Consider the following 24,582-nt stretch of genomic DNA (forward strand, 5'->3'; position numbering starts at 1 on the left):
GCGCCACTGCACCGCCCCGATCTTTCCATTTCCCGACCTCCCCGGGCAAAATCGCTCGATCGCGCCTTAACTCCTGCGCTTCAGCCGCCGCGCGTTTCCAGTCGCAGCCTTATGGATCGGCGCTAGAGTATCGCGGCCTGTTCGCGCCGCCGCCTCGATCGCCTTCAGCCCGCTCGCCGCAGCGGTCGAACCGAACGCCATCAACTCGACCGGCGTCGCTGGACGTCCGCGTAGCATCATCGTACTCAGCGATTGCGCCTGATCCCACCATGCCGCCTGGGCATCGACGCACGCCTGCATCATCACCATGCCCGACGACGAAAAAGCCGCGACCTTTTCCGGCACCATGCGCGACAATTCGGCATAATCGCCGGACCATGGTGCGTTGACCGCCTCGCGCATCGTCTCGCCGCGCGAGGCGATGACCGCGCCGGACGCCTGCGCGGTCTGCACCGCGCGGTCGCCCGTGGCCGCCATCATCCGCCAGCTGGCGAACATCCGTTCCCAATAGGAAAACGGATCGAGCGTCGCGGAACGCGAATGCCCGCTCATGCCAGCGTCCTAACGCCGGGTTCGCGGGCGTAGAATCGCTTCGCCGCAGCCCCGATGAACGCCTGGCCGAGATCGGTCACGCCGTCATCCGGCTCCACCCCGGCCTTGTCGAGCAGCGGCTTGGCGGCATGGCTCGCGCCGATCGCCTTGAGATGCCCGAACGCGTCCATCGCCCATTGCACGGCCGCACCTTCCTTCTGCAACGCCGCGCACCCCTCGTCGGACAGGATGATCGCCACAGCATCGAATATCTGCGACGGGCTGCCGGCAAGTTGCCCATCGGCCTTCTGCACCTTGCCGTCGGACAGCTTTGCGCCGCCGACCTTGGGCGCGACGATCACCGCCTTGCCCTTGGCCGTCGTCACCGCATCGACCACCGCCTTCAGCGCGCCGACATCGGTGCCGTCCGCGATCAGGATGCCGACCGCGCGGCCTTCCAGCGTCTCCTTCATGTTCTTGTGGATCGACAGCGCGTCGGACTGTGCCATGTCCACCGGCTCCTTCGCCGCCTTCGCCTTTTTGGGCAGCTCGATGCCCAGGCCGTCTGCGACGCGCTTGGCCAGATCCTCATCCACGTTGCGCAGATTCGCCACCATGCGCGGCGGCACCTGATCGAGCTGCCCGACCTTGGACAGTTCGAACACGAACGAAGAGGCGATATGCGCCTGCTCGTTCTCGGTCTGCGAACGGTAGAACAAGCGCGCCTGGCTGAAGTGATCGGCAAAGGTCTCGGCGCGCACGCGCAACTTGTCGCCGGTCTCATCCGCGCCGGTCGCGGCGTTGACCGTTGCGAAGCCCTTCGGTGTTTCGCGAGGCCCCGCTTCCTCACCATGCTCGGCCAAGCTGTTGGGTTCGTAATTCGCGCGGCCCTTGGGCACCATCGTCTGCATCATACCGTCGCGCTGGAAATTGCCGAACGGGCAGCGCGGCGCGTTGATCGGAATCTGGTGAAAGTTGGTCGTGCCCAGACGTGACTTCTGCGTGTCGAGATAGCTGAACAGCCGCCCCTGCAGCAGCGGATCGTTCGAGAAACCGATGCCCGGCGGCACGTTGGTCGGCAGGAACGCCACCTGCTCGGTTTCAGCGAAGAAATTATCGACGTTCCGGTCGAGCACCATCCGCCCGATGATCCGCACCGGAACATCGTCCTCGGGTATCAGCTTGGTCGCGTCGAGCACGTCGTACGGTTGCGCATCGGCGAATTTCTGGTCGAACACTTGGATGCCAAGTTCCCATTCCGGAAACGCGCCGCTGTCGATCGCCTCGAACAGATCGCGGCGATGATAATCGTTGTCGGCGGCCTGCAGCTTCAGCGCCTCGTCCCAAATCGTCGATTGCAGGCCGAGCTTCGGCTTCCAGTGGAACTTCACGAAACTGACCTTGCCCTCGGCATTGACCAGCTGGAAGGTGTGGACGCCGAAGCCCTCCATCATCCGCAGGCTGCGCGGCAGCGTCCGATCGGACATCGCCCACATCAGCATGTGCGTGGTCTCCGGCATCAGCGACGCCCAGTCCCAGAACGTATCGTGTGCGCTGCCCGCCTGGGGATAGCCGCTATTCGCCTCCATCTTCACCGCGTGGACGAGATCGGGGAATTTGATCGCATCCTGGATGAAGAACACCGGGATGTTGTTGCCGACAAGATCCCAATTGCCCTCGCGCGAATAGAATTTCACCGCGAAACCGCGCACGTCGCGCGGCGTATCGACCGACCCGGCCCCGCCGGCGACGGTTGAGAAGCGCACGAACACTTCGGTCTTCTCGCCCTTGGTGAACACGGCGGCCTTGGACAGATCAGAAATATCGTCCGTTGCCTCGAAATAGCCGTGCGCGCCGGAGCCGCGCGCATGGACGATCCGCTCCGGGATACGCTCGTGATCGAAGTGGAAGATCTTCTCGCGCAGCACGAAATCCTCGAGCAACGTCGGCCCGCGCGCGCCACTCTTCAGGCTGTTCTGATTGTCGCTGATCGGTACGCCGTGATTGGTCGTCAGGACGGCGGTGTCGCCGTCCGCTTGCTGATGGGTCTCGCCGCCGTTGCCGGGGTTGCGCGGGGTATCGGCCATGAAAAATTCTCCTGATCTCGCTGCCCTGAACAGGACAGCGATGGCATCGTTCCACCTCTTGATATGGCTCAGTGAAAATTGCGGTTGAGAGGATTGCTATCGCTGGCAGACGATTGCCGGTTTCAAGTCGCAACGATTCGCACGGGCACCGACTTCGCCGCCGGCACATGGCTCTGCTCGGCATGATGCTCGACCGGCATCAGCACGTTGCACTCGGGATAATAGGCCCCGAGGCAACCACGCGGAATGTCGTAGGGCGTCACGATCAGCCCATCGCGGCGGCGCACGACCCCGTCCTCGGCGTCGCTTTCCAAAGCGACGATCTGATTCTCGGTCATGCCGGCGGCGGCGATGTCCGCTTCATGCATGAACAGCACGTCGCGCGTGCCCTTCACGCCGCGAAAGCGATCGTGATAGCCGTAGATCGTCGTATTGAACTGATCGTTCGAGCGCAGCGTCATCAACCGGAAGCGTCCTTCGGCCTCCGCAAAACCGGTCGCCGACAGGCCGGTCGGCGTCAGGAATTCCGCCTTGCCACTCTCCGTCAGCCAGATGCGCTCGCTGGCCTTGTTGCCTTTCCAATGGCCGCCGGCTTCGAACAAGGTGTTGTTGAAATCGGGAAAGACCTGCGGATAGGTCTCCTCGATCGCGTCGCGGATCGTGGCATAGTCCGCCACCCACGAATCCCAATCGACCTTCGGATTGTGCGGCAGGATGCGCTTGGCAAGCCCCGCGACGATCGCCGGTTCGGACAGCAGATGTTCGCTCGCCGGAGTCGCCTTGCCGCGCGAGGCATGGATGCAACTGCTCGAATCCTCGACCGTCACGATCTGCGGCCCACTTGTCTGCACGTCGGTCTCGATCCGGCCGAGACACGGCAGCAGATACGTCACCTTGCCGGGAAAAAGGTGATTGCGATTGAGCTTGGTCGCGATCTGCACCGACAAGTCGAGGTTCGGCCATGCCGCCTCCATCGGCCCGGTTTCCGGCACCGCGCGCAGGAAATTGCCGCCTAACGCGATGAACGCCTTCACCGATCCGTCGATCACGCCGCGACAGCTTTCGACGGTATCCAACCCCTTTTCGCGCGGTGCGGTGAAGCCGTATTGCGCTTCCAACCGCTCCACCGGCACCAACTCGGTCTTCTCGGTGATGCCGACGGTACGCTGGCCCTGCACGTTGGAATGGCCGCGCACCGGCGTCGGCCCCGCGCCGGGCTTGCCGATATTACCGCGCAGCAACAGCAGGTTGACGACCATGCGGACATTCTCGACGCCCTTCACATGCTGGGTCAGGCCCATGCCGTAGATCGCCATCACCGCCTTGGCCTTGGCATAAGCCCGCGCGGTTTCCTCCAGTGCAACCTTGGGCAGGCCGCTCTCATGCTCGATATCGTCCCAAGCCGTTCCGCGCACGCTCACGACGAACGGTTCGAAGCCGTTGGTGTGCGCTTCGATGAACGCGGTATCGAGTACCGCCGGCTCGCCTTTGGCGATCGCGGCATCGTGCCATTCGACCAGGAACTTAGCGATGCCCATCATCGCCGCAATGTCTCCGCCCGCCTTCACCTGATGATATTGCGTGGAGATGTTCGTCTCTTTGAGCGTCGCCATCTCGAACGGGTTCTGCGGATCGGTGAAGCGCTCCAGCCCGCGTTCCTTCAGAGGATTGAACGTCGCGATCTCCGCCCCGCGTTTCCGCGCGCTGCGCAGATCGTGCAACATGCGCGGCGCGTTCGATCCGACATTCTGGCCGAAGAACAGGATCATGTCGCAATGCTCGAAATCCTCGAGCCGAGTGGTGCCGACCGGCACGCCGATCGCCGCCTTCAGGCCGACCGAAGTGGATTCGTGGCACATGTTCGAACTGTCGGGCAGGTTTTGATTGCCGTACATGCGCGCCATCAGCCCGTACATGTACGACGCCTCCAGACTGGTGCGGCCGGAGGAATAGAAGACCACCGATTTGGGCGCCATCGGCCGCAGCGTCGCGCCGATCTCGTCGAACGCCTCGTCCCACGAACAGGCGACATATTTGTCGGTCGCGGCATCGTAACGCAACGGGTGTGTCAGGCGGCCATTCTGTTCGAGATCGTAATCGCGCCACGTGCGCAATTCGGTGAGCGTGTGCTGCGCGAAGAATTCGGGGGTGGTGCGATACGTGGTCAATTCCCACGCGGTCGCCTTCGCGCCCTCTTCGCAGAATTCCACCGGATGGACATGCTTCGGCTTGGGCCAGGCGCAGCTAACGCACTGGAAGCCGTCGGGTTTGTTCTGGCGCACCATCTCACGCAGCGTTTCCGCCGGCACCCGTTCGCGCGGGAAGATTTCCGCCAGCGACCGCACCGATCCCCAGCCGCCCGCCGGGCCCTTGAACGGTGTGATCTCGGGCTTGTCGGACTTCTGCTTGGTCATCGGGTGGATCCTGCCGGAAGGGTTCGGTCGCGATAACGCATCGTAACGCAGAAAGGTCGCGCAAATAGGCGAAGCCAAGCGGTTGGCGCGGACCGGAATTGCTTTAGGACGGCGACATGAGCGATGAATCCGTGCCGCACCTGTTCGATCGCATCCGCGCGAACGGCGGCGACGTCGAAGCGATCACGCGCGCAATCGCGGTCGAGCGGCCGATCGCGATCGAGTTCAACGGGATCGGTTATGCCGTGATGATGGCGACGCCGTCCGACCTTGAGGACTTCGCTATCGGATTTGCGCTCAGCGAGCGGCTGATCGCGGATGCCACGTCCGTGCTGGAGATCGCGACACATGCGCGGCCCGAAGGCGATGTCCTGCGCGTGACGCTGGCACCGGAATGTGCGGGCGGGCTGCTCGACCGCGTGCGGCACCGGGTATCGGAATCGTCGTGCGGCCTGTGCGGGATTGAGAATCTCGAACAGGCGCTTCGCCCGCTGCCTACCGTGACTGCGCAAAGCGCGGCTGACCATGCAGCGCTGTTTCGCGCGCTGGGCGATCTGCGCGCGCGCCAGCCGCTCAATCGCGAAACCGGCGCGGTTCATGCCGCCGCGCTCTGTTCGGCGACAGGCGAGGTGCTGCTGGTGCGCGAGGATGTCGGGCGGCACAATGCGTTCGACAAGCTGATCGGCGCGATGGCGCGCGAGGATCGTGGCTGGGACGGCGGGTTCGCGTTGCTGTCGTCGCGCTGTTCCTATGAGCTGGTCGAAAAGGCCGCGCTGGCGGACTGCCCGTTGCTGGTCACGATCTCCGCCGCGACCGACCTTGCGATCGCTCGTGCGAAATCCTGCGGACTGCGTCTCGTCATGCTCGCGCGGAACGATGCGATTCTGGCCGTGCCATCGTGAGGCTGCTCGGCGCGATCCTGGCCGGCGGGCGGGCGACGCGCTTCGGCAGCGACAAGGCGCTGGCCGTGCTCGATGGCCGGCCGCTGATTTTGCATTCCGCCGATGTCTTGCAGGACATAGTTTCGAAGATCGTGGTGTGCGGGCGTGACGTTGCGCCGGAGGACATGGAGACGATCCCAGATTGGCCGAGTGCCGATCTTGGGCCGCTCGGCGGACTATGCGGTGCGCTGCGCCATGCTGTGGCGCAGGATTTCGACGCCGTGCTGACGATCGGCTGCGACACGCCGATGCTGCCGGCCGGACTGCTCGATCGGCTAATGAATAGCGGCAGCGCCAGCTTCGTCCGCCAGACACCAATCATCGGATATTGGCCAGCGAGCCTGGCCGATGATCTCGCCCGACACTTGGCGCAGGACGGCGATCGAGCTGTGCGCCGCTGGGCCATCGATATCGGGGCGACCGCGTTCGATGCCGGCGAAGAGATCGCGAATTTCAATCATGCCGACGATCTGGACCGGTTCGCCCAAGGGCGCGTCAGACCGTAACCTCGTCGGTGATCACGTTGAAGCCGACCAGTTGTGCCGGGCCGAAGGTCGTCGTCAGCGCGGTATCGGTCGCGTCGCGGCCCCGCGCCATCAGAATGCGGCCGATGCGCGGCATGTTGTGGCGCGCATCGAACGTATGCCACTCGCCGCTCAGATACACGTCGAACCATGCCGAGAAATCGCCCGCTGCATAAGGTGGCGGCATGCCGATATCGCCGAGATAGCCGGTGCAATAGCGCGCCGGAATGTTCATGCAGCGGCACAACGCCACCGCCAGATGCGCGTAATCACGGCACACGCCCTGTCGCTCCTGATACGAATCCCATGCCGTCTTGGTCGGCCGCGCGAAGTGATAGCCGAACTCGATATGCTCATGCGTGAAGGCGACGATCGCCTGCACCCGAGCCCAGCCCGGCGCGATATGCCCGAACAGCGACCAGGCGGTGTCGGACAGCCGGTCCGTCTCGCAATAGCGGCTGCCGAGCAGGTATACGAGCACCTCGTCGGGCAGATCCTCCACCGCGTGCTGCACGGCATCGGGCGACAGGCGATCGGGCAGGCCGTCATCCTCAACCGTGAAGTCGCACGACAAGGTCAGTCCGCCGGCCGGCACCGTCACGCGCGTGCAGACGTTCCCGAACGCATCGAGATAATCGTACATCGGCACGTCGGGCGACGCGACGATGCGGTGCGTGGTGACGAGATCCTTGTGCCGCGACGGATGCACGCTGAGCATCGCCATCAGCGGCGTGGGCACGTCGGTTTCGTAGCGTATCTCGTACCCGGCGCGGATCAGCATCATACGGACTTTCTGAGTAAGGGGGCATCGATTGGTGCTTCCGCGCCGCGATCGACGGCGATGTCGACCGAGACCTGCATGTCGAGAAAACTGCCGGGAAATCCGCTCCACGTGCCGGAGATCGGAACGGCCTGATAGATATCGCGCGCCACCGCCACGCGGATCAGCCCGCGGCTGCCGACGATGCCATTGGTCGGATCGAACTCGACCCAGCCCGAACCGGGCAGATACACCCGCACCCAGGCATGCGTATTGCCACCGCCCAGATGCCGGTCATGCTGCGACGGGCTGTAGACGTACCCCGAAACGAAGCGCGCCGCGAAGCCCAGGGCGCGTACCGCCTCGATCATCAGCATCGCATAATCGCGGCATGTGCCCTTGCGCTTGGCGAGCGTCTCGATCGGCGTCTGCGTGCCTTTTTCGGGCCGCCCGACATAGGTGAAGTCGCGCTTGATCGCCGCCGTCATGTCGCTGAGCATGCCGAGCGTATCGGTTTCCGCGCCGCTCTTCACGAAACGCCGCGCCCAGCTGTCGATCTGACGCTGCGGATCGACATGCTGCCGCTCGATCGAGCGCAACAGGTCCGGCATCTCCTCCGACGAATAGGTGAAGGGATAGAGCCGGGCGTAATCCTCGATGTCGACATGCTGCAATTCGGTCGGCCGGTGATCGACGCGTACCTCGCTGTTGAGCACCAAACGTTTCGATGGCTTGTCGAACGTCGCGATCGCCACGGCATTGCCGAACACATCCTGCAGCCAACGGATTTCGACCGGATCGGGATCGATCGTCAGCGTCGCCGCGATCAGATGCTGATCGAAACTCTCGCGCGGGCGCACCATCACGCGATGCTCGCCGAAGCGCACCGGCTGGCGATAGGTATAGGTCGTCATGTGGGAAATGGTCAGCAGGGGCATGGAACACTCGTCTCACGACCAGCCAGACATCCAAAGTGCTGATTGCGGCGAACGCTAAGTTGCCGGGTCGGGGTATGAAACGGCGGCAGGAGATGTTCGTTCCCGCACTGTCGTGATCGCCGTACTCGTAGCGGAATCAGTCACTGCGCCCTCGACGTGGCAGACCCCTTACCGGTCCACCGCCAGCCGGTATCCGACGCCCAGTTCGTTCTGGATGCGCTGCGGCCGCGACGGGTCTGCCTCCAGTTTCTGGCGCAAATTGCGGATAACGATGCGCAGATATTCCAGCCGGTCCGCCTGCGCCGGGCCCCACACGTCGCGCAGCAATTGCGCATGGCCGACGATCCGTCCCGGATGCCGCGCGAGTTCCGCGATCACGCCATATTCCTTCGGCGACAGATGCACCTCTACCCCGCCGCGCGACACCCGGCGCTGGTCGAGGTCGATCGCGATATCGCCCGCGACGATCACCGTTTGTGTGCCCTGATCGGTGATGCGGTGGCGCAGCGCGGTGCGGATGCGGGCGAGCAGTTCCTCTGTGTCGAATGGCTTGGTCAGGTAATCGTCCGCGCCCAGATCCAGCGCGGCGACCTTCTCTTCGGTATCGGCACGCGCGGATACGACGATGACCGTCGCCCCTTTCGCCTTGAACAGCTGGATCAGCTCGATCCCGTCGCGGTCGGGCAGGCCGAGATCGAGCAGCACCAGATCGGGCTTGTCGATATCCAGCAGCGACAGCCCCTCGCGCGCCGTCGCCGCCTCGCCCACCCGGTACCCCGCCCGCTCCGCCGCAACGCGCAACAGGCGGCGGATATGCGTGTCGTCTTCGACGACGAGAAGTTTGGGAGAAGGCGGCATCGCCGCCATCGTTACGGCTTCGTCGCCAGCCGGTCGAGCGCCAGGTTGAGTTCCAGCACGTTGACGCGCGGTTCGCCGAGCAGGCCTAGCAACGGACGCTCCGTCTGCTGCTCGACCAAAGCGGTCACCGTGGCCGCCGCGACACCGCGGGCGCGGGCGACGCGCGCGATTTGATAAAAAGCCGCCTCGGGGCTGATATGGGGGTCGAGCCCCGAGGCGGAGGTCGTCACCAGATCGGCGGGGACCGAAATGCCCGGTGAAGCCTTGTGCGCCGCAGCGACATCGGCGGTGACGCGGTCGGCGAGCACCTTCGAGGTCGGGGCGAGATTGGAGCCGGAGGAGGCGCTGGCATCATAGCCCGCGCTGCCGGCGGCGGACGGACGGCCATGGAAATAGCGTGCGCCCGCGAAACCCTGTCCGATCAGGCTGGAGCCGATCGTCTTGCCATCGCGTACGATCAGGCTGCCATTCGCCTGTGCGGGGAAGATCACCTGCCCGATACCGGTTAGCGCGAGCGGGTAAGCCAGGCCTAGCAGCAAGGCGAACGCGAGCGTCAGCGCGAGTGCGGGGCGGAGGGCGGTCTTGAAATCGGTCAGCATCTTGGAATTCCTCTTAAAACCGGTGGCCTCACGCCAGCCCGATCCCGGTCACGGCGAGATCGATCAGCTTGATCCCCACGAACGGCGCGAGCAGCCCGCCCAAACCGTACACGGCAAGGTTGCGCGCCAGCAGCGGCCCGGCCGGCATCGGCCGATACGCCACACCCTTCAGCGCCAGCGGCACCAGCAGCGGGATGATCAGCGCGTTGAAGATGATCGCACTCAGGATCGCCGATTGCGGCGTCGCGAGGCCCATTACGTTGAGCACGCCCAGCCCCGGATAGAGCACGACAAACATCGCCGGGATGATCGCGAAATATTTCGCCACATCGTTCGCGACCGAAAAGGTGGTCAGCGCGCCACGCGTCATCAGCAATTGCTTGCCCAGCCCCACGACCTCGATCAGCTTGGTCGGATCGCTATCGAGATCGACCATGTTGCCCGCCTCGCGCGCCGCCTGCGTGCCGGTGTTCATCGCCACGCCGACATCCGCCTGCGCCAGCGCCGGCGCATCGTTGGTGCCGTCGCCGCACATCGCGACCAGCCGCCCGCCTTGTTGTTCCTTGCGGATCAGCGCCAGCTTGTCCTCCGGCGTCGCTTCCGACAGGAAATCGTCCACGCCAGCCTCGGCGGCGATTGCTGCGGCAGTCAGCGGGTTGTCGCCGGTGATCATCACCGTGCGGATGCCCATTGCGCGCAATTCCCCGAAGCGTTCTCGGATCCCGGCCTTCACCACATCCTTCAGTGCGATCGCACCCAGCAACCGCCCGTCGCGCGACACCGCCAACGGCGTCATCCCGCCGCGCGCGATCTGCTCGGTGATCTTGCGCAGCTCCACCGCCGCCGGCGTCTCGCCGAGGCCCGGATCGGCGCGCAGGATCGAATCCACCGCACCCTTGCGGATCACGCTGTCGCCGACGCGCACGCCCGACACACGGGTCTGCGCGGTAAAGGCGATGATCTCGGCACTGGCCGGCAACGCATCGAGATGCTGCCCGTATTTCTCGCGCGCCAGCACCACGATCGAGCGGCCCTCGGGCGTCTCGTCGGCGAAGCTCGCCAGCAATGCCGCCTCGGCCAGCGTCTCGACGCTCACGCCGCCCACGGCGCGGAATTCGCTCGCCTGACGGTCGCCGATCGTGATCGTGCCGGTCTTGTCGAGCAGCAACACGTCGATATCGCCCGCCGCCTCGACCGCGCGACCCGATTTCGCCAGCACGTTGAAGCGCACCAGCCGGTCCATCCCCGCGATGCCGATCGCCGACAGCAGGGCCGCGATCGTCGTCGGGATCAGCGTGATGAGCAAAGCGGCGAGGATCGACACCGGCACCGCGCCACCGGCATAATGCGCGAAGGCGGGGATCGTGCCGACCGCGATCAGGAAGATGATCGTCAGCCCGACGAGCAGGATCGTCAGCGCGATCTCGTTCGGCGTCTTCTGCCGCTCCGCGCCCTCGACGAGCGCGATCATCCGATCGAGAAAGCCCTGCCCCGGCTCCGCCGTTACGCGGACCTTGATTGTGTCGGACAGCACCCGCGTGCCGGCCGTCACGGCGGAGCGATCACCGCCCGCCTCGCGGATCACCGGTGCGCTCTCGCCGGTGATCGCGGCTTCGTTGACGCTCGCCACGCCCTCGATGACTTCGCCATCCGCCGGAATGAGGTCACCGGTCTCGACCAGCACCACATCACCCTTGTTGAGCCGCGCGGCGGAAACCAGTTCCCAGGCATCGGCCACGCCGATCAGCATCTTGGCCTTCAGATCCGCCTTGGTCGCGCGCAGCGACGCGGCCTGCGCTCGCCCCCGCCCCTCGGCCAGTGCCTCGGCAAAGGTGCCGAACAGCACCGTCAGCCACAGCCAGACGATGAGCTGGATCTGGAACCCGACGCCGAGCGGCTCGCCGCCGAGGATCAGCAGCACGGTCAGCAGGGTCGCAACGATCGCGGTGGTGAACATCACCGGGTTCTTGATCAACTGGCGCGGATCGAGCTTCTTGAAGCTGTCTCCGATCGCCGGCCCGATCAGGCTCATGGTGAAGATGGAAGTGGGTGCGGACATATCCGTCGTCCTCAGGAGAGTGTGCCGCTGATCATCGCGAGATGATCGGCGATGGGGCCAAGCGCGAGGCTGGGCAGGAACGTCAGGCCGCCGAGGATCAGGATGATCCCGACCAGCAGGCCGACCCAAAGGGGTCCGGTCGTCGGGAACGATCCCGAGGACGGCGGCGTGTACTTCTTCGCGGCGAGCGAACCGGCGATGGCCAGCATCGGCACGATCACGAAGAACCGCCCGACCCACATCGCCACCCCGAGCAGCCCGTTGTAGAACGGCGTACCCGCGGTCAGCCCGGCAAAGGCCGACCCGTTATTCCCGACCGCGCTGGTCAGCGCATAGAGAATTTCGGAGAAGCCGTGCGGCCCCTTGTTCAGCGGCCCGGCCAGCCCGCCCGGCAGCACCGCCGCCAGCGCCGTGCCGCCAAGGATCATCAACGGCAGCACTGCGATCGCCAGCACCGCGAACTTCACTTCGCGCCCTTCGATCTTCTTGCCAACATATTCCGGCGTCCGCCCGACCATCAGCCCGGCGACGAACACCGCGAGCAGCGCGAACAGCAGGAAGCCATAGATGCCCGCGCCCACGCCGCCGACGACCACTTCGCCCAATTGCATGTTGATCAGCGGGATCATGCCGCCCAGCGCCGTGAAGCTGTCGTGCATCGCATTCACCGCGCCGCACGAGGCCGCCGTGGTGACGACCGAGAACAGAGAGGACGCGGCGATGCCGAAGCGCACCTCCTTGCCCTCCATATTGCCGCCGGCAATGCCGATATGGTGCAGCACCGGGTTGCCCGCCGCTTCCTGCCAATAGGCAACCGAGGTGCCAGCGAGAAACAGCAAAGTCATCGCCGCCAGGATCGCCCAGCCCTGCTTCGTATTGCCGACCGCCTTGCCGAAGCACCAGGTCAGGCCGAAGCCGATCAGGAAGATCGACAGCATCTGTACGAGGTTGGTCAGCGCGGTCGGGTTTTCGAACGGATGCGCGCTGTTGGCGTTGAAGAAGCCGCCACCGTTGGTGCCGAGCATCTTGATCGCTTCCATCGACGCGACCGGGCCCAGCGCGATCGTCTGCTTGGCGCCTTCCAGCGTCGTCACATCGACCGATTGCGCCAAGGTCTGCGGTACGCCGCTGGCGATCAGATACACCGCATAGACGATCGAGATCGGCAGCAGCAGGTAGAGCGTGACGCGCGTCATATCGGCCCAGAAATTGCCGATCGATTTCGCTTCGCGTCGCGCGAAACCGCGGAATAGCGCGAACGCCAGCGCGATGCCGGTGGCCGCGGACGCAAACATATGGATCGTCAGGCCGAACATCTGCGAGAAGTTCGACATCGCCGCCTCGCCCGAATACCATTGCCAGTTGGTATTGGTCGTGAAGCTGATCGCCGCGTTCCATGCGCCATCCGGCGAGATCCCGGCATAACCGCGCGGGTTCATCGGCAGCAGATTCTGGAAGCGCAGCACGAAATAGGTAAGGATCAACAGCGCCAGATTGAACAGCAGCATATGCACCGCATATCGGCGCCACCCCTGCTCGGCCTGCGGATCGATCCCGCCCAGCTTGTAGAAGCCGGTTTCGACCGGCCCGAGCACGAGGTGCAGCGGCGTGCGCCGCCCTTCGTACAGCGCGAACAGCCACATGCCCACCGGCTTGGCCAGCGCCCATAGAATGATGATGAAAAGGGCGATCAGCCCCCAGCCCTGAAGCGTCATGGCGTGGCTCGATTCAGAAACGCTCGGGCCGCAGAAGCACGGCCACGAGATAGAGGAGCAAAGCGGCGGCGGTGATCGCGGCCAGCGTGAGGTTGAGGCTCATGGCGTCAGGCCCCGTTGCCGGTTTCGTCGCACAAGCGAACATAAGCGAGCGTCAACGCGACCAGCCCGGCGAGCGCGCCGAGCCACAGGATATCGGTCATGGAATGCCTCCACGCCCAGCAGGTTCGCCGGGGTCGGCGGTGCATCTAGGGCGGAGCGGCGTTAAGATGCGCGGGCGAATGCGGTGCGTTCGCGTAAAGATCGCATAAAGATTGCGGGTCCGGCGTGGTGTTGGCCGCCGGCCCGCGCCATACGGCAGGAGTGATTTTTACACTCCCTGCCTCCCACCGTCATCCCGGACTCGATCCGGGATCCAACGTGCCGCAAACCAATCGGCCGGTGGATACGCGGCACGTTGGACCCCGGATCGAGTCCGGGGTGACGGGGGTGGCGAGGAGCGCATGAACACCCCCCGGCCCTCCCCCGACGCGCTCCTGAAAGCGGCGCAGCGCGAACAGCGCGGCAAGCTGAAGATTTTCCTCGGTGCCGCCCCCGGCGTCGGCAAGACGTTCGAGATGCTTGGCGAAGGCGCCGCACGCGCCGCCGCCGGCCTGGACGTCGTCCTCGCGATCGTCGAAACGCATGGCCGCGCCGAGACCGAGGCTCTCGTCTCCCCGCTGGACCTCATCCCGCGCCGCCGGATCGACCATCGCGGCCAGCCGCTCACCGAGATGGATCTCGATGCCGTCCTCGCCCGCGCGCCGCAACTCGCTCTGGTCGACGAACTCGCCCATACCAATGCACCGGGCAGCCGCCATCCCAAGCGTTGGCAGGACATCGCCGAACTGCGCGATGCCGGCATAGACGTCTACACCACGCTCAACATCCAGCATGTCGAGAGTCTCAACGATCTCGTCGCCAGTTTCACCCGCGTCCGCGTGCGCGAAACCGTGCCCGATCACGTGCTGGAGGATGCCGAGATCGAGGTGGTGGATATCCCGCCCGACGAACTGATCGAGCGGCTGCAACAGGGCAAGGTGTATATCCCCGCCGAGGCGACGCGCGCGCTGGGCCACTTCTTCTCCAAGGCCAACCTCTCTGCGCTGCGCGAAATGGCGCTCCGGCGCGCGGCCGAGAATGTCGATCGCCAGATGCTCGAACATCTCGACGCCAGCGCCGCGACCGGCACCTTCGCCGCCGGAGAGCGCGTGCTGGTCGCGGTCGGTGATCTGCCCGGCGTCGATGCCTTGGTCCGCACCGCCAAGCGCCTCGCCGATGCGCTGAAAGCGCCGTGGACGGCCGTGTTCATCGAAACCGCGCGTGCCGAAGCGTTCTCTCCCGAACAGAAAGCGCGCGTCGCCGCCACGCTCCGCCTCGCCGCCAGCCTCGGCGCGACGATCGTTACCGTACCGGCCGAAAACGTCATCGCCGGGCTGCAGGCGCAGATCGCCACGATGCGTGCGACGCAATTGGTGATCGGGAAGTCGCGCCGCAGTTGGTGGTTCGAGATGCGCCACGGCTCGGTCGTGGACACGATCCTGCGCGACTCGACCGGTTTGGCCGTCCACGTTATCCCATCGGGCGACGAGGTGCCGCGAACGCGGCGGCGTTTCGACGATCCGCTATTACCCTATCTCTGGGCGACGTTGCTGGTCGCCGCGACCACGGTCCTGGCGTATTTCGTGGAGCCTTTGATCGGCACCGGCGCGCTCGATCTGATCTATCTGTTGCCCGTCATCGGCGCGGCGAGCCGGTTCGGCCTGCGCCCCGGTGTGCTGGCCGGCGTGCTCGCCGCGCTGGCGTTCAACTTCTTCTTCCTGCCGCCGATCCACACTTTGACGATCGCCGATCCGCAGAGCGTGCTGACTTTCGTCATCCTGCTCGGCGTCGCGGTGCTGATCAGCCGCCTGACCGGAAACATGCGGTCGCGCGCCACGATCGGGGTGCGCGGCGCGCGCGAGAATGCCGCGCTGGCTGCGTTCGCCCAGTCGCTGACCCGCGTTTCGGATGCGCAAAGCACGGCGGAAACGATCTGCGCCGAGGTCGCCGCCCTGCTCGACGTCAACGCGGTCCTGCTCGGCGAGCGCGATGGCAGCGCGACGATCGTCGCCGCCACGCCGCCCGAGGCCGCGCTCACCCCGATCGATCTTGCCGCTGCCGAATGGGCGTTCCGGCGCGGCGAAACCACCGGCTACGGCACCACGACGCTGAACGGCGCGGACTGGCAATTCCATCCGCTCAAGACGTCGCTCGGCGTCCTCGCCTTGCTCGGCGTTTCGCGCAACGACGGTGGCGAGCCGGTGCCGGCGGATCGCGCGGTGTTGCTCTCTACCCTGGTCGGCCAGGCGTCGCTGGCACAGGAACGGCTACGGCTTGATGGCGAAATGCGGGAATTGTCGCTGCTCAAGGAGCGCGACCGGCTGCGCGCGGCATTGCTGTCCTCGATCGGCCACGACCTGCGCACGCCGCTCGCCGCCGCCTCGGGCGCGATCGACACGCTCGCCGCCGACTATCCGGACGCGCCCGCCATCCCCGTCGCGCGCAGCGAGATGCAACGGCTGCGGCGCTTCCTCGACAATCTCGTCGCAATGGTCCGGCTCGATAGCGGCGCGGTGCAACTTTCGCTCGAACCGATCGACCTGACCGACGCGGTGAATGGCGCGATCGATGCCTCGCGCGATCTGCTGCACGACCGGCAGATCGATCTTCAGGTTCCGCCCGACCTACCCCTGGTTCGGGCCGATCCCACCCTGTTGCACCACATCCTCGTCAACCTGCTCAACAACGCCGCGCAACATGCCGCCGCCGGCCGGATCACGATCATCGGCGCGCGCGCTGGCGATACCGTCACGCTGGACATAAGCGACGACGGCCCCGGCCTGCCGGACACCGGACGGGACCTGTTCGAACTGTTTGCGCGCGGCGAGGGCAGCGACCGCAACGGCGGCAGCGGCATGGGGCTGGCCATCGTCAAGGGCTTCGCCGACGCCATGCGCGTCGCGGTGACCGCCGCCAATGGCGCATCCGGCGGCGCGAGCTTTACCCTGACCTTCCCGGACATGGTTTCACTGAATCAATGAAGTCATTCGATCAGCGGTGACGGGGCCGTGCGGTCGAAATCGCGCCAGTCGAGATCTAGCGCCCCGACGACGGTCGCGGCGATCTGCCCGGCCGTCGCGCAGGGCGCCTTCGGAACGTAGCGCAACGGCGCGGGGCCGATGATCGCAGCCCAGACAGCCTGCGATCCGGCCGCTTTCCGGTTCGGATGGGCAACCCCATTACGATCCAGCCCGCTACCGTGATCGGTCCAGCGATCGGGATAGGTCGTGCCGGCACCGCGACCGTGATCTGTGGTGACGATCAGCGTCGTACGCCCCGCCCAGGCGGGGTCGCCCTGCGCTGCGTCCCACAGCTCTTTCACGAAGCGATCGGCGCGATGGATCGCCAGCAGATATTCGTCATACGTGCCGGCATGGGCGTGAGAGTCCGGCTCGCCATAGCCGACATACAGCATGCGCGGTTGATCCACGCGCAGCGAACGCAGCGCATAGGCATGGGTGAAGGCGTCGAAGCGCTCATCTTCGCTCCACGGATGCGGCGTGTCGTTTTGAAGTTTGTCGATCAGCGCCACGTCGGGCGCGCTGCCGCCGAGCGGCTCCAACCCGGCATTGACGGGAATGCCGCTGCGCTGGTCGTTGAAGATCGCGTGGAATGTCTTCCACGTGCCGAACGCGCGGACCCGTCCGGCGAAATCCGGGCGACGGTTCAGCCATTCCAGCACGGTGACGTTGGCATTGGGCACCGGATCGTTGGAAGCGATGCGCGGATCGACCCGCCCGGTGAGCAATTCGTTATAGCCGGGATAGGAAAACCAGAACGGATTGGCCACGCGCATGCAGCCGCCATGATCCCTGTCGCCGATCAGGATGCCGCCTTTGGCGGGCAGGCTGTGCAGGAACGGCGTCAGCGCGGTGGCGCGATCGGCTGGCGCGACGAACGTACGGGCGATCTCCTCGGCCTTGCTCGTCCGCTCCTTGTCCGCCGCGATCACCGGATCGGCACCGCGGAAAAGCTCCTGCCAGCGTACCCCGTCGATCACCACCAGGATCACGCGCGGCGCTTGCGCTTCGGCCATCGCAACGCCCGGGAACAACAAAGCGGCGGCCAGGACGGCGATCGTTCGGCGCAGGGTATTGGTCATCGATCGGGTCTCGCTATCGGATGTAAATCGGATTGCCGACCAGCCATAACCGGCCATCGGCGGTACGCACATCGGCGCGCAGCCAGCGCACCTTCCGCGCATCCGGCAGTGCGAAGGCGATCTGCCGGTCCGTGCCGAGGATCGCCGCATGCGGCAGCGGCACGATCTTGCCGTCGACGATCAGGTCCACCGTGCCGCCGGCCACATCGACGATATGGACCGATCCGGTGATCGCACGCCTTTGTGTCGGCTTGGGCAGTGTCCCGCCCATAACTGCCTGCCCCGTCCCGATCCGCGCGGTAATATCGAGCACGCGGCCCCGCCCCTCGCCAAGGTCGATGAACACGCGCCCGCTGCGCAGGCCGGCAAGCACATCGCCCTGCGACAGCGACGCAGCATAGACCACGGTCGCCGGACGCCCGACCGGCGCTTGCGGGCCGATCGGCGAAGTCCCCCGCGCCTGCAAAGCGTCGTGATTGTCGCTTCCGCCGATCCCCACGAGACGATAGCCTTTGTCGAGCAGCGCCTGCCACCAATCGACCTGCCGCCGGATCGCAGCATCGCGCCCGCCCGGCATTTCCAGCGTGCTGCCGCCATTGACCGCCTCGATCGCATCGACCTGCGTATAATTGGTATCCGGCGCGCTCCAGCCACAACCCAGGCAATCCTCGCCGGTCGAGCGCGCGGGGTGATTGATCGTCAGGAACCCGCCCGTGGCATGGGCATTGGCGAGCAGCGCGTTCATCGTCTCCGCGCCGGGGCGGGAGAGTTCGGTTTCCAGCGGCCCCATCGGCCCCACCAGATTGGCATGGCCGAACCGCGTGGTGATCTCGCGTCCGGGCAGCAGCAACAGCGTATCGAAATAGGGTTGCAGCGCGCCCAGTTCGGCGAAGTGCGAGGTGACGTTGTGATCGGTAAGCGCAAGAAAATCGAGCCCGTGCGCTGTTGCCTGCTGTAGGGTGAAGACGATGGGGCAGCTGGTTTCTCGGCCGGCGAGGCTGCGGCAGCGGGCGTCGCTGTGGCCGCTGTGGCTGTGCAGGTCGCCGCGATACCAGCCGGGGGCGGGGTTTAGCGGGGCGGTCGCGAAGGCGATTTCGCCGAGATCGGTGCGCTTCGACAACCAGATGCGCGCGCGCCAGGCCGCCGCGTCGCCGTCGCGGATGCTCGGCACGGTCATCACGATGCGCCATTTTCCGGCGGGGATCGGCCCGGGCAGGAAGGACGGCGTGGCGAAACCTTCGGCGATCGAGAAGGTGCGCTTCACGCCGCCGCCCCAGCCCCGGAAGCGCGTCGTGTCCCACACGCCCAGCGTCACCGTCACGCCCCGGTCCCGGCCGTCATAATCGAACGCGACATGCACCTGCGCGGTGTCCGGCGGCACGTCGAACGGCAGATCGCGGACGCTCGCGCGGTCCGCACCGTGCAATTCGCCCTGCAACGTCACATCCGGTGCCCGCGGCAACTCCGCCGCCGCCGCGCCGGGCAGCGCAACGGAAAGGACGAGCGCGACCCACAATGCCAATCGCATCTTCATGCTCGACATGCAGGTCGCTCCCACCCTTCGCGTCACATCGTCATCGTCAGGCTGAGCTGATAGACCCGGCCGGTCTCGATATAGCCGCCGTTGCGGTCGTTCGAGATATAGGTCTTTTCCTTGCCGACGGTCGCCCAATAGGTCGGCGTATCGAGCAGGTTGCGCAACGATGCGCCCAGTTCGAGATGCGAGTTGATCGCCCAGGCGAGGCCCAGATTCAGTTCGCTGACCGACTGGAGATAGATGTCCGGCTGGCTGTCCTGCACCGACACCAGGCGGCGGCCGGTGTGATTGTACCACAGGCTCGCGCGTATCGGCTTCGCGTCATAGACGAGCGAGGCGTTGTAGATCAGGTCCGGTGCCTGGGGCAGGCTGGTGCGGCGCAGATCGGTGGCGGAGATGCGGTAATTGGCTTGCGTCTTCTGGTACGTGACGTTGCCGTCGAGCCCGAAGCCGCCGAGGAATCCCCCACCGACCAGATCGCCGAGCATGAAGCGGCCCGACGCTTCCACGCCGGTCGCCTTGCCGGTCAGACCATTGACCGGCTGGATCGTGGTGACGCCCGCACCGGTGAGGCGTTCGTTGCGCGTGCCGGTCGGCACGATGATATTTTTGAGATCCTTGTGATAGGCCGCGACCTGGAAATACCGCCCCGAAGCGGCGTAATATTCCAGCCCCAGATCATAGCTCCACGCCTCGACCGGCTTGAGGTTGGGGTTGGTCTGGGTGATCGTCAAACCATCGGCGCTGATCGTCGTCGGCCCGGCCAATTGGTCGAATGCCGGCCGACTGTAGCTCGATCGGGCAGCGGCGCGGACGACGAGGCGATCGGTCGGCCGCCATGTGGCGAGCAGGCTGGGATCGACATGATCGTAATCGCGCCCGGCCGAGACGAAATTGTACGTCCGTCCGCCATCCTGCGTCTGGTAGAAGCGCCCATCGAAATGGTTCTTCTCGTAACGGATGCCGGGCACCAGCTCGACGGTGCCCAGCTTCACGACCGCGCTGGCGAAAGCTGCCTTGCGGGTTTCGTTGCCGCTGGTCAGGCCCTGGTTCAGCGTCGTCTGCGAAACGGCGATGGTCGGCACATATAACGCCGCCTGCGCCTCGACCGCGGCACGATCGAGCAGCTTGATCGCGCGGGGCGGGTAATAATCGAGGAAGCTGTTGACGATCTCGCCCGGATAGGCGGCGACCGTCGCACCCTGCACCGTGCCGCTCTGCAACGGGGTGAGGAAGCGGTAGCGCGTCGGATCGCCGGTCAGCGTGCGGCCCTGGCGATCGGAATCCTCGTACAGGCCGCCGACCGTGAAGCCGGCCAGAACGCCCTCGCCGTTCCAGCCGACGCTGCCCTTCACCGTCTTCTTCTTCTCGCGCAGATAGTCGTAGCCCTTCTGGACATAGAGCTGGGTCGGGCGATCGAGGCTGGAAATATAGGCGGTCGCGGCGGACGACAGGATCGGGCGCGGCGAGGAGGGATTGGACAGATCGATCTTCAGCCCTTCGGTCGCAACCCCGGTATTGGTCGCGGTGCCGTTATAGGCGACGCCACGGAACGCCGCCTCGATCCGGTTCGGCGAATTGAACGCGCCATCGGCATAGCCGCCCTCCAGCGACAGGGTGAATCCACCGCTATACAGCTTGATGCCGATCTGGTTCGACCACAGATCCTGATGCACGTCCTCGACGCGGAAGTAGCTGGCCGGGTTGATGCCGTAGGGGGTGTAGACCCCGGCCGAATTATATTGGTTGCCACCGGGATTGGTCGAGGGATTCGGGTTGCTCTGGCCGCTGGTCAGTTCGCTGCGCAACCCGGTCTGGTTCATCGTGTTGGTGTTCTCGAGCACCGCGTAATTGGTGTGCGCGTACAGATCGAGCGCATCGGTGCGATAGTCGAAAGATGCGCTGCCACCGTAGCGCTTGATTCTGTTGTTGAAGAAATTCCACTGAATGCCGTCCGCCGACAGCGGCGCACCGCTTGCCGCCGCGGTACGGACCGTGGCGGGGGCGGTGATGGCATTCGTCGTCCGGTACTCGCCCTGCGTGGACGTGGATTCGGCGGCGTTGCTGCGCTCCTCGTAATAGCCCGCGACATAGATGCCGAACTGCTTGTCCGATCCGAACCGGCGCGCGGCATCCAAGCCGACCGCGCCACCCCAGGCCGCCTGGTTGGTCTTCAGCGCGAGATCGGCCGCTTGCGTCAGCACGCGGGCGCGGATCAGCGGCTCGGCGAAATCGAACGCGGTCGGCGTGCGCAGATCGACGATGCCGGCGATGGCATCGGCATCCTTGGTCGCGCCCGGCGTCTTGTCGGTAATGATCCCGCCGATCGCGAAGGGCGAGAACAGGTTGAGCGAAATGGCGCGCGACGATCCCGCCGTCTGAGGCAGCCGCATGCCATCCAGCGTATAGGCATTGTAGCTGGTGTCGAAGCCGCGGATCGCGACATATTGCGCCTCGCCGGTCGCGCTCTGGTTGCGCCCCTGATCGCGGCTGACCGACACGCCGGGCAATTGCTTGGCCAGATCGGCGATATTGGTCTGCGATTGGAGTGCAATGTCGCCGGTGGCCACGACGTCGATCGTGCCGGTTGCCTCGCGCTCCAGGACGATCGGGGTCCGCTTGCGATTGCCGTTGACGACGATGTCGGATTCGCGACGCGTGTCGTCAGTCGATTGCTCAACCACCTGTGAAAGAACAGGATTTACATGCATGCAGCCGATAATAGCGACGGTGCTTGCCACCGATCGCATCAACAAGTTCGTATTCACGCTGTCTTCCCCGCTTATTCGATGGGCGGGCAGATACCGGAAATATATGACAGAACGACGAAATTGGACTTTAATTGGTTTTGTAATTTATCGTGTCGGACTTTGGAGCTGCGACGGTGTTGAAATCGCCGGATATTCTAGAATTAAGGTGTGCGGAGCCCAGGGCTGATCGACATTCGGTTTTTCGGCCGGCTCCGAGAGGGTTTTCCCGCTAAAACCGTGACCCCGGATGTGTTCGGGAGTTATACCGATCGGCCATCTACGAACGTGTTCTCCCGCGAAAGCGGGAGTCCAGGGTCGCAAATGATACGGTTTGTGGCCCTGGACCCCCGCTTTCGCGGGGGAACAGTGAACGTACATGTTTCAGGGCGATCGCCGGTCCCTCGTGTTCAACGGGAAGGTTTTACAGCCCGAAGCGCAACGTCGCGCGGATATCCCGGCCCGCCAGCGGCGCGAAATCCTTCAGGAAGCTTGCCGAGCGTCGCGCCTCGACATCGAAGATATTGTTCGCGCTGATCAGCAGGCTGGTCTTGCTCGCCTTGCCTAACGGCGAGAAACCGATCGAGGCGTTGACCATCGTATAGCCTTTGGTCGGCGTTTCGAACGTGGCGATGCGGTTCTGGTCGAACACATGTTCCGCCTCGATTCGGCCCTGCAGCTTGTCGCCCTGCGCTTCCAGCCCGCCGAGCACGCGCGCGGGCGGGATGCGCGGGATCGGCCCCTGATCGATCACATTGGCGCGCACGTAATCGCCCAGCAGATCGGCATTGATCGTATAGCCGCCGATCCGCGCCAGCCGGATCGAGGCATCGGCCTCCGCACCGTAATAACGCGCATCGGCCTGCTGATACTGGAAGCACGGCAGATCGACATCGCGGCCCGACGGTGCGGCGGCCGTCTCGCAAATGCCCTGCGCGACCTGATTTTCCGAAATGTAGTTCGAGAAGCGCGTGTAATAGACCGAAGCGTCGAAGCTGAAGCCGTCGCCATGCGCGTGCATCGTGCCCTCCACGCCCCAGCTCTTCTCCAGCTTGAAGTCCGGATTGCCGAGTTCGTAGGCCTGCGTGCCGGCATGGCCGCCATTGGCGAACAATTCCTCGGCCGACGGCGCACGCTCGGTGCGCGAGACGTTGATGCCGAGGCGCACCGCATCGGTCACGCCGTACGATCCGCCGAGCGAACCCGACAGTGCCTGGAAATGGCGCTCGCCCCGGAAGAAGCGCAGATCGTCGGCCGGCGTGCGGGCGGCGGCATCGGTGAATTCGTAGCGCAAGCCGCCCTCGGCCTTGAATGCGCCGCTGCTATATTGTTGCAGCGTGAACAGGCCGGTCTGGTTGGTCTCGTTCTTGGGCAGGAACGCCTCGTCGCCCTTCACGTCGAAGATGCGATTGAAGAACTGCACGCCGCTCGCCCCCTGCCAGCCGCCACGATTCTTCTGCACCAGCTCCAGCCGTCCTTCGAGGCCCTTGTTGAAAAACGCGGTGCCGACCGCGCCATCCGGATCGAGTTCGAAATGGCGATAGCTCGCCTGGCCCGCGCGGAGGCGGATCTTATCGAGGAAGTCGCCACCGGTATTGATCTCGGCGCGCAGATCGACCCGGTTCTGCACCACGTCGAGCCGCGGCGCTTCCTGCCCCTGCCCGACCGCCGTCGCGAAGCGGATCGGCACACCGTACAGGCTGTCATAATGGCTGTACGACACGCCGAGACTGCCGGCGTCGGTGATGATCGATGCGCCCGCACCCGCCGTCCAGGTCTCCGACGCGGAATTGGGCAGTTTCTTGCGCAACGCGGCCGAGGCGGCGAAGTCGATCGGCTCGGCATTGGGATCCTGCGGCAGGCCGACCTGCGACAGAGCGGCGGCGCGCGCCGTATCGGACAGCAGATACCCCTTGCCGATGCGCAGATCGTCGCTCTTCAGATACGATCCATCGGCGTGCAGCACGAGATGCTCGCCGACCGCGACATCGCCCGCCATACCGCCCGACCGCTCGTTCGCGGCGCTGCCGTAATTGGCGATGCCGTTCAGGCGATAGCCCTTCTCCGGCACGCTGCGCGGAATGCGCGTGTCGACCACATTGACCACGCCACCCACCGCCGACGATCCGAACAGCAAGGCGGATGGGCCGCGCAGCACCTCGATCCGCTCGGCCAGCAGCGGATCGATGATCACCGCATGGTCGGCGGAGGTGTTCGAAACGTCGATCGAACCGATCCCGTCGGTCAAGACGCGAATCCGCTCGCCCTGGAAACCGCGCAGGATCGGGCGCGAGGCGTTGGGACCGAAGGACGAGGCCGACACACCCGGCTGGCGCGCCAGCGTCTCGCCGATCGTCGGGCGAAGTTCGCGGGTCAGTTCCTCGCCCGTCAGGATCGATGTGCCCTGCAACACGTCGGTTTCGCTCTGGCGGATCGGCGCGGTGACGATGATCTCGGCGGGCGACGGGGCGGTGGGGGCGGTCTGCGCAACGGCGGGCTGGGCGATGAGGAAGGCAGTGCCGGCGAGCAGGGAATGGCGAATCATGTACGGCCCTTTTGGTTTCGTTGTGCGGCGCGATAGATGATATGATACAAAGTCACAAGACAGCTCATCGCGCTTCCCGAGCGC

General features: G+C 65.1%; 17 protein-coding genes. 3 read left to right on the forward strand and 14 right to left on the reverse strand.

Annotated elements, in window-relative coordinates:
* Positions 1–66: 66 nt before the first annotated feature.
* From U1738_RS18130 to U1738_RS18140, 3 genes are all read right to left on the reverse strand, one after another.
* Positions 67–552, reverse strand: a complete 486-nt coding sequence (locus U1738_RS18130; protein WP_332790437.1) for a hypothetical protein — start codon at positions 550–552, stop codon at positions 67–69.
* Entirely contained in the window at positions 549–2,618 is a 2,070-nt protein-coding gene (locus tag U1738_RS18135; protein WP_332790438.1) for a catalase, read from the reverse strand. Before U1738_RS18135 ends, U1738_RS18130 begins: the two co-directional genes overlap by 4 nt.
* A gap of 122 nt (positions 2,619–2,740) precedes the next feature.
* Positions 2,741–5,032, reverse strand: a complete 2,292-nt coding sequence (locus U1738_RS18140) for an FdhF/YdeP family oxidoreductase (RefSeq protein ID WP_332790439.1) — start codon at positions 5,030–5,032, stop codon at positions 2,741–2,743.
* Between the two features lie 116 nt (positions 5,033–5,148).
* Here U1738_RS18140 and fdhD point away from each other — a divergent pair, with 116 nt between their 5' ends.
* On the forward strand, positions 5,149–5,934 hold the full coding sequence (gene fdhD, locus U1738_RS18145) for a formate dehydrogenase accessory sulfurtransferase FdhD (protein ID WP_332790440.1): 786 nt from the start codon (positions 5,149–5,151) through the stop codon (positions 5,932–5,934).
* A complete protein-coding gene (locus U1738_RS18150) occupies positions 5,931–6,479 on the forward strand; it encodes a molybdenum cofactor guanylyltransferase (protein WP_332790441.1) in 549 nt (182 codons plus the stop codon). Before fdhD ends, U1738_RS18150 begins: the two co-directional genes overlap by 4 nt.
* On the opposite strand, the gene U1738_RS18155 is transcribed toward U1738_RS18150, so the two are convergent.
* From U1738_RS18155 to kdpF, 7 genes are all read right to left on the reverse strand, one after another.
* Positions 6,469–7,278, reverse strand: coding sequence for a transglutaminase-like domain-containing protein (locus U1738_RS18155; protein ID WP_332790519.1), 810 nt, complete (start codon positions 7,276–7,278; stop codon positions 6,469–6,471). The two genes, U1738_RS18150 and U1738_RS18155, sit on opposite strands and share 11 nt — an antisense overlap.
* Entirely contained in the window at positions 7,278–8,195 is a 918-nt protein-coding gene (locus U1738_RS18160) for a transglutaminase family protein (protein WP_332790442.1), read from the reverse strand. Before U1738_RS18160 ends, U1738_RS18155 begins: the two co-directional genes overlap by 1 nt.
* 168 nt (positions 8,196–8,363) lie before the next feature.
* Positions 8,364–9,053, reverse strand: a complete 690-nt coding sequence (locus U1738_RS18165; RefSeq protein WP_332790443.1) for a response regulator — start codon at positions 9,051–9,053, stop codon at positions 8,364–8,366.
* 11 nt (positions 9,054–9,064) lie between these two features.
* Positions 9,065–9,652 (reverse strand): potassium-transporting ATPase subunit KdpC, encoded by a 588-nt coding sequence (gene kdpC / locus U1738_RS18170; protein ID WP_332790444.1) that lies wholly within the window; start codon positions 9,650–9,652, stop codon positions 9,065–9,067.
* Positions 9,653–9,680: 28 nt separating this feature from the next.
* The gene (gene kdpB / locus U1738_RS18175; protein WP_332790445.1) at positions 9,681–11,711 is read right to left on the reverse strand and encodes a potassium-transporting ATPase subunit KdpB; all 2,031 of its coding nucleotides are present in this window, start codon (positions 11,709–11,711) and stop codon (positions 9,681–9,683) included.
* Positions 11,712–11,722: 11 nt separating this feature from the next.
* The gene (kdpA, locus tag U1738_RS18180) at positions 11,723–13,426 is read right to left on the reverse strand and encodes a potassium-transporting ATPase subunit KdpA (protein ID WP_332790446.1); all 1,704 of its coding nucleotides are present in this window, start codon (positions 13,424–13,426) and stop codon (positions 11,723–11,725) included.
* Between the two features lie 13 nt (positions 13,427–13,439).
* Complete coding sequence (gene kdpF / locus U1738_RS18185) at positions 13,440–13,529, reverse strand: K(+)-transporting ATPase subunit F (RefSeq protein ID WP_332790447.1); 90 nt, start codon at positions 13,527–13,529, stop codon at positions 13,440–13,442.
* Positions 13,530–13,929: 400 nt separating this feature from the next.
* Here kdpF and U1738_RS18190 point away from each other — a divergent pair, with 400 nt between their 5' ends.
* On the forward strand, positions 13,930–16,548 hold the full coding sequence (locus U1738_RS18190; RefSeq protein ID WP_332790448.1) for a DUF4118 domain-containing protein: 2,619 nt from the start codon (positions 13,930–13,932) through the stop codon (positions 16,546–16,548).
* A gap of 2 nt (positions 16,549–16,550) precedes the next feature.
* Here the strand turns inward: U1738_RS18190 and U1738_RS18195 are convergent, their stop codons facing one another.
* The 4 genes from U1738_RS18195 to U1738_RS18210 form a co-directional block, all read right to left on the reverse strand.
* A complete protein-coding gene (locus U1738_RS18195; RefSeq protein WP_332790449.1) occupies positions 16,551–17,669 on the reverse strand; it encodes an alkaline phosphatase family protein in 1,119 nt (372 codons plus the stop codon).
* Between the two features lie 13 nt (positions 17,670–17,682).
* On the reverse strand, positions 17,683–19,212 hold the full coding sequence (locus U1738_RS18200; RefSeq protein WP_332790450.1) for a CehA/McbA family metallohydrolase: 1,530 nt from the start codon (positions 19,210–19,212) through the stop codon (positions 17,683–17,685).
* Positions 19,213–19,235: 23 nt separating this feature from the next.
* Complete coding sequence (locus U1738_RS18205) at positions 19,236–21,974, reverse strand: TonB-dependent receptor (protein ID WP_332790451.1); 2,739 nt, start codon at positions 21,972–21,974, stop codon at positions 19,236–19,238.
* Between the two features lie 403 nt (positions 21,975–22,377).
* Entirely contained in the window at positions 22,378–24,498 is a 2,121-nt protein-coding gene (locus tag U1738_RS18210; RefSeq protein WP_332790452.1) for a TonB-dependent receptor, read from the reverse strand.
* Positions 24,499–24,582: the final 84 nt, after the last annotated feature.

Origin of the sequence: Parasphingomonas caseinilytica, assembly GCF_036663755.1 — a bacterium.
Lineage (GTDB): Bacteria > Pseudomonadota > Alphaproteobacteria > Sphingomonadales > Sphingomonadaceae > Sphingomonas.

What these genes read in the sequence shown, in the direction of transcription:
- U1738_RS18160 (WP_332790442.1), bottom strand. Translation starts at nt 8,195, where the DNA reads ATGCCCCTGCTGACCATTTCCCACATGACGACCTATACCTATCGCCAG.
- kdpF (WP_332790447.1), bottom strand. Translation starts at nt 13,529, where the DNA reads ATGAGCCTCAACCTCACGCTGGCCGCGATCACCGCCGCCGCTTTGCTC.
- U1738_RS18140 (WP_332790439.1), bottom strand. Translation starts at nt 5,032, where the DNA reads ATGACCAAGCAGAAGTCCGACAAGCCCGAGATCACACCGTTCAAGGGC.
- U1738_RS18130 (WP_332790437.1), bottom strand. Translation starts at nt 552, where the DNA reads ATGAGCGGGCATTCGCGTTCCGCGACGCTCGATCCGTTTTCCTATTGG.
- U1738_RS18200 (WP_332790450.1), bottom strand. Translation starts at nt 19,212, where the DNA reads ATGTCGAGCATGAAGATGCGATTGGCATTGTGGGTCGCGCTCGTCCTT.
- kdpA (WP_332790446.1), bottom strand. Translation starts at nt 13,426, where the DNA reads ATGACGCTTCAGGGCTGGGGGCTGATCGCCCTTTTCATCATCATTCTA.
- U1738_RS18135 (WP_332790438.1), bottom strand. Translation starts at nt 2,618, where the DNA reads ATGGCCGATACCCCGCGCAACCCCGGCAACGGCGGCGAGACCCATCAG.
- U1738_RS18195 (WP_332790449.1), bottom strand. Translation starts at nt 17,669, where the DNA reads ATGACCAATACCCTGCGCCGAACGATCGCCGTCCTGGCCGCCGCTTTG.
- U1738_RS18165 (WP_332790443.1), bottom strand. Translation starts at nt 9,053, where the DNA reads ATGCCGCCTTCTCCCAAACTTCTCGTCGTCGAAGACGACACGCATATC.
- U1738_RS18190 (WP_332790448.1), top strand. Translation starts at nt 13,930, where the DNA reads ATGAACACCCCCCGGCCCTCCCCCGACGCGCTCCTGAAAGCGGCGCAG.
- kdpB (WP_332790445.1), bottom strand. Translation starts at nt 11,711, where the DNA reads ATGTCCGCACCCACTTCCATCTTCACCATGAGCCTGATCGGGCCGGCG.
- kdpC (WP_332790444.1), bottom strand. Translation starts at nt 9,652, where the DNA reads ATGCTGACCGATTTCAAGACCGCCCTCCGCCCCGCACTCGCGCTGACG.
- fdhD (WP_332790440.1), top strand. Translation starts at nt 5,149, where the DNA reads ATGAGCGATGAATCCGTGCCGCACCTGTTCGATCGCATCCGCGCGAAC.
- U1738_RS18155 (WP_332790519.1), bottom strand. Translation starts at nt 7,278, where the DNA reads ATGCTGATCCGCGCCGGGTACGAGATACGCTACGAAACCGACGTGCCC.
- U1738_RS18210 (WP_332790452.1), bottom strand. Translation starts at nt 24,498, where the DNA reads ATGATTCGCCATTCCCTGCTCGCCGGCACTGCCTTCCTCATCGCCCAG.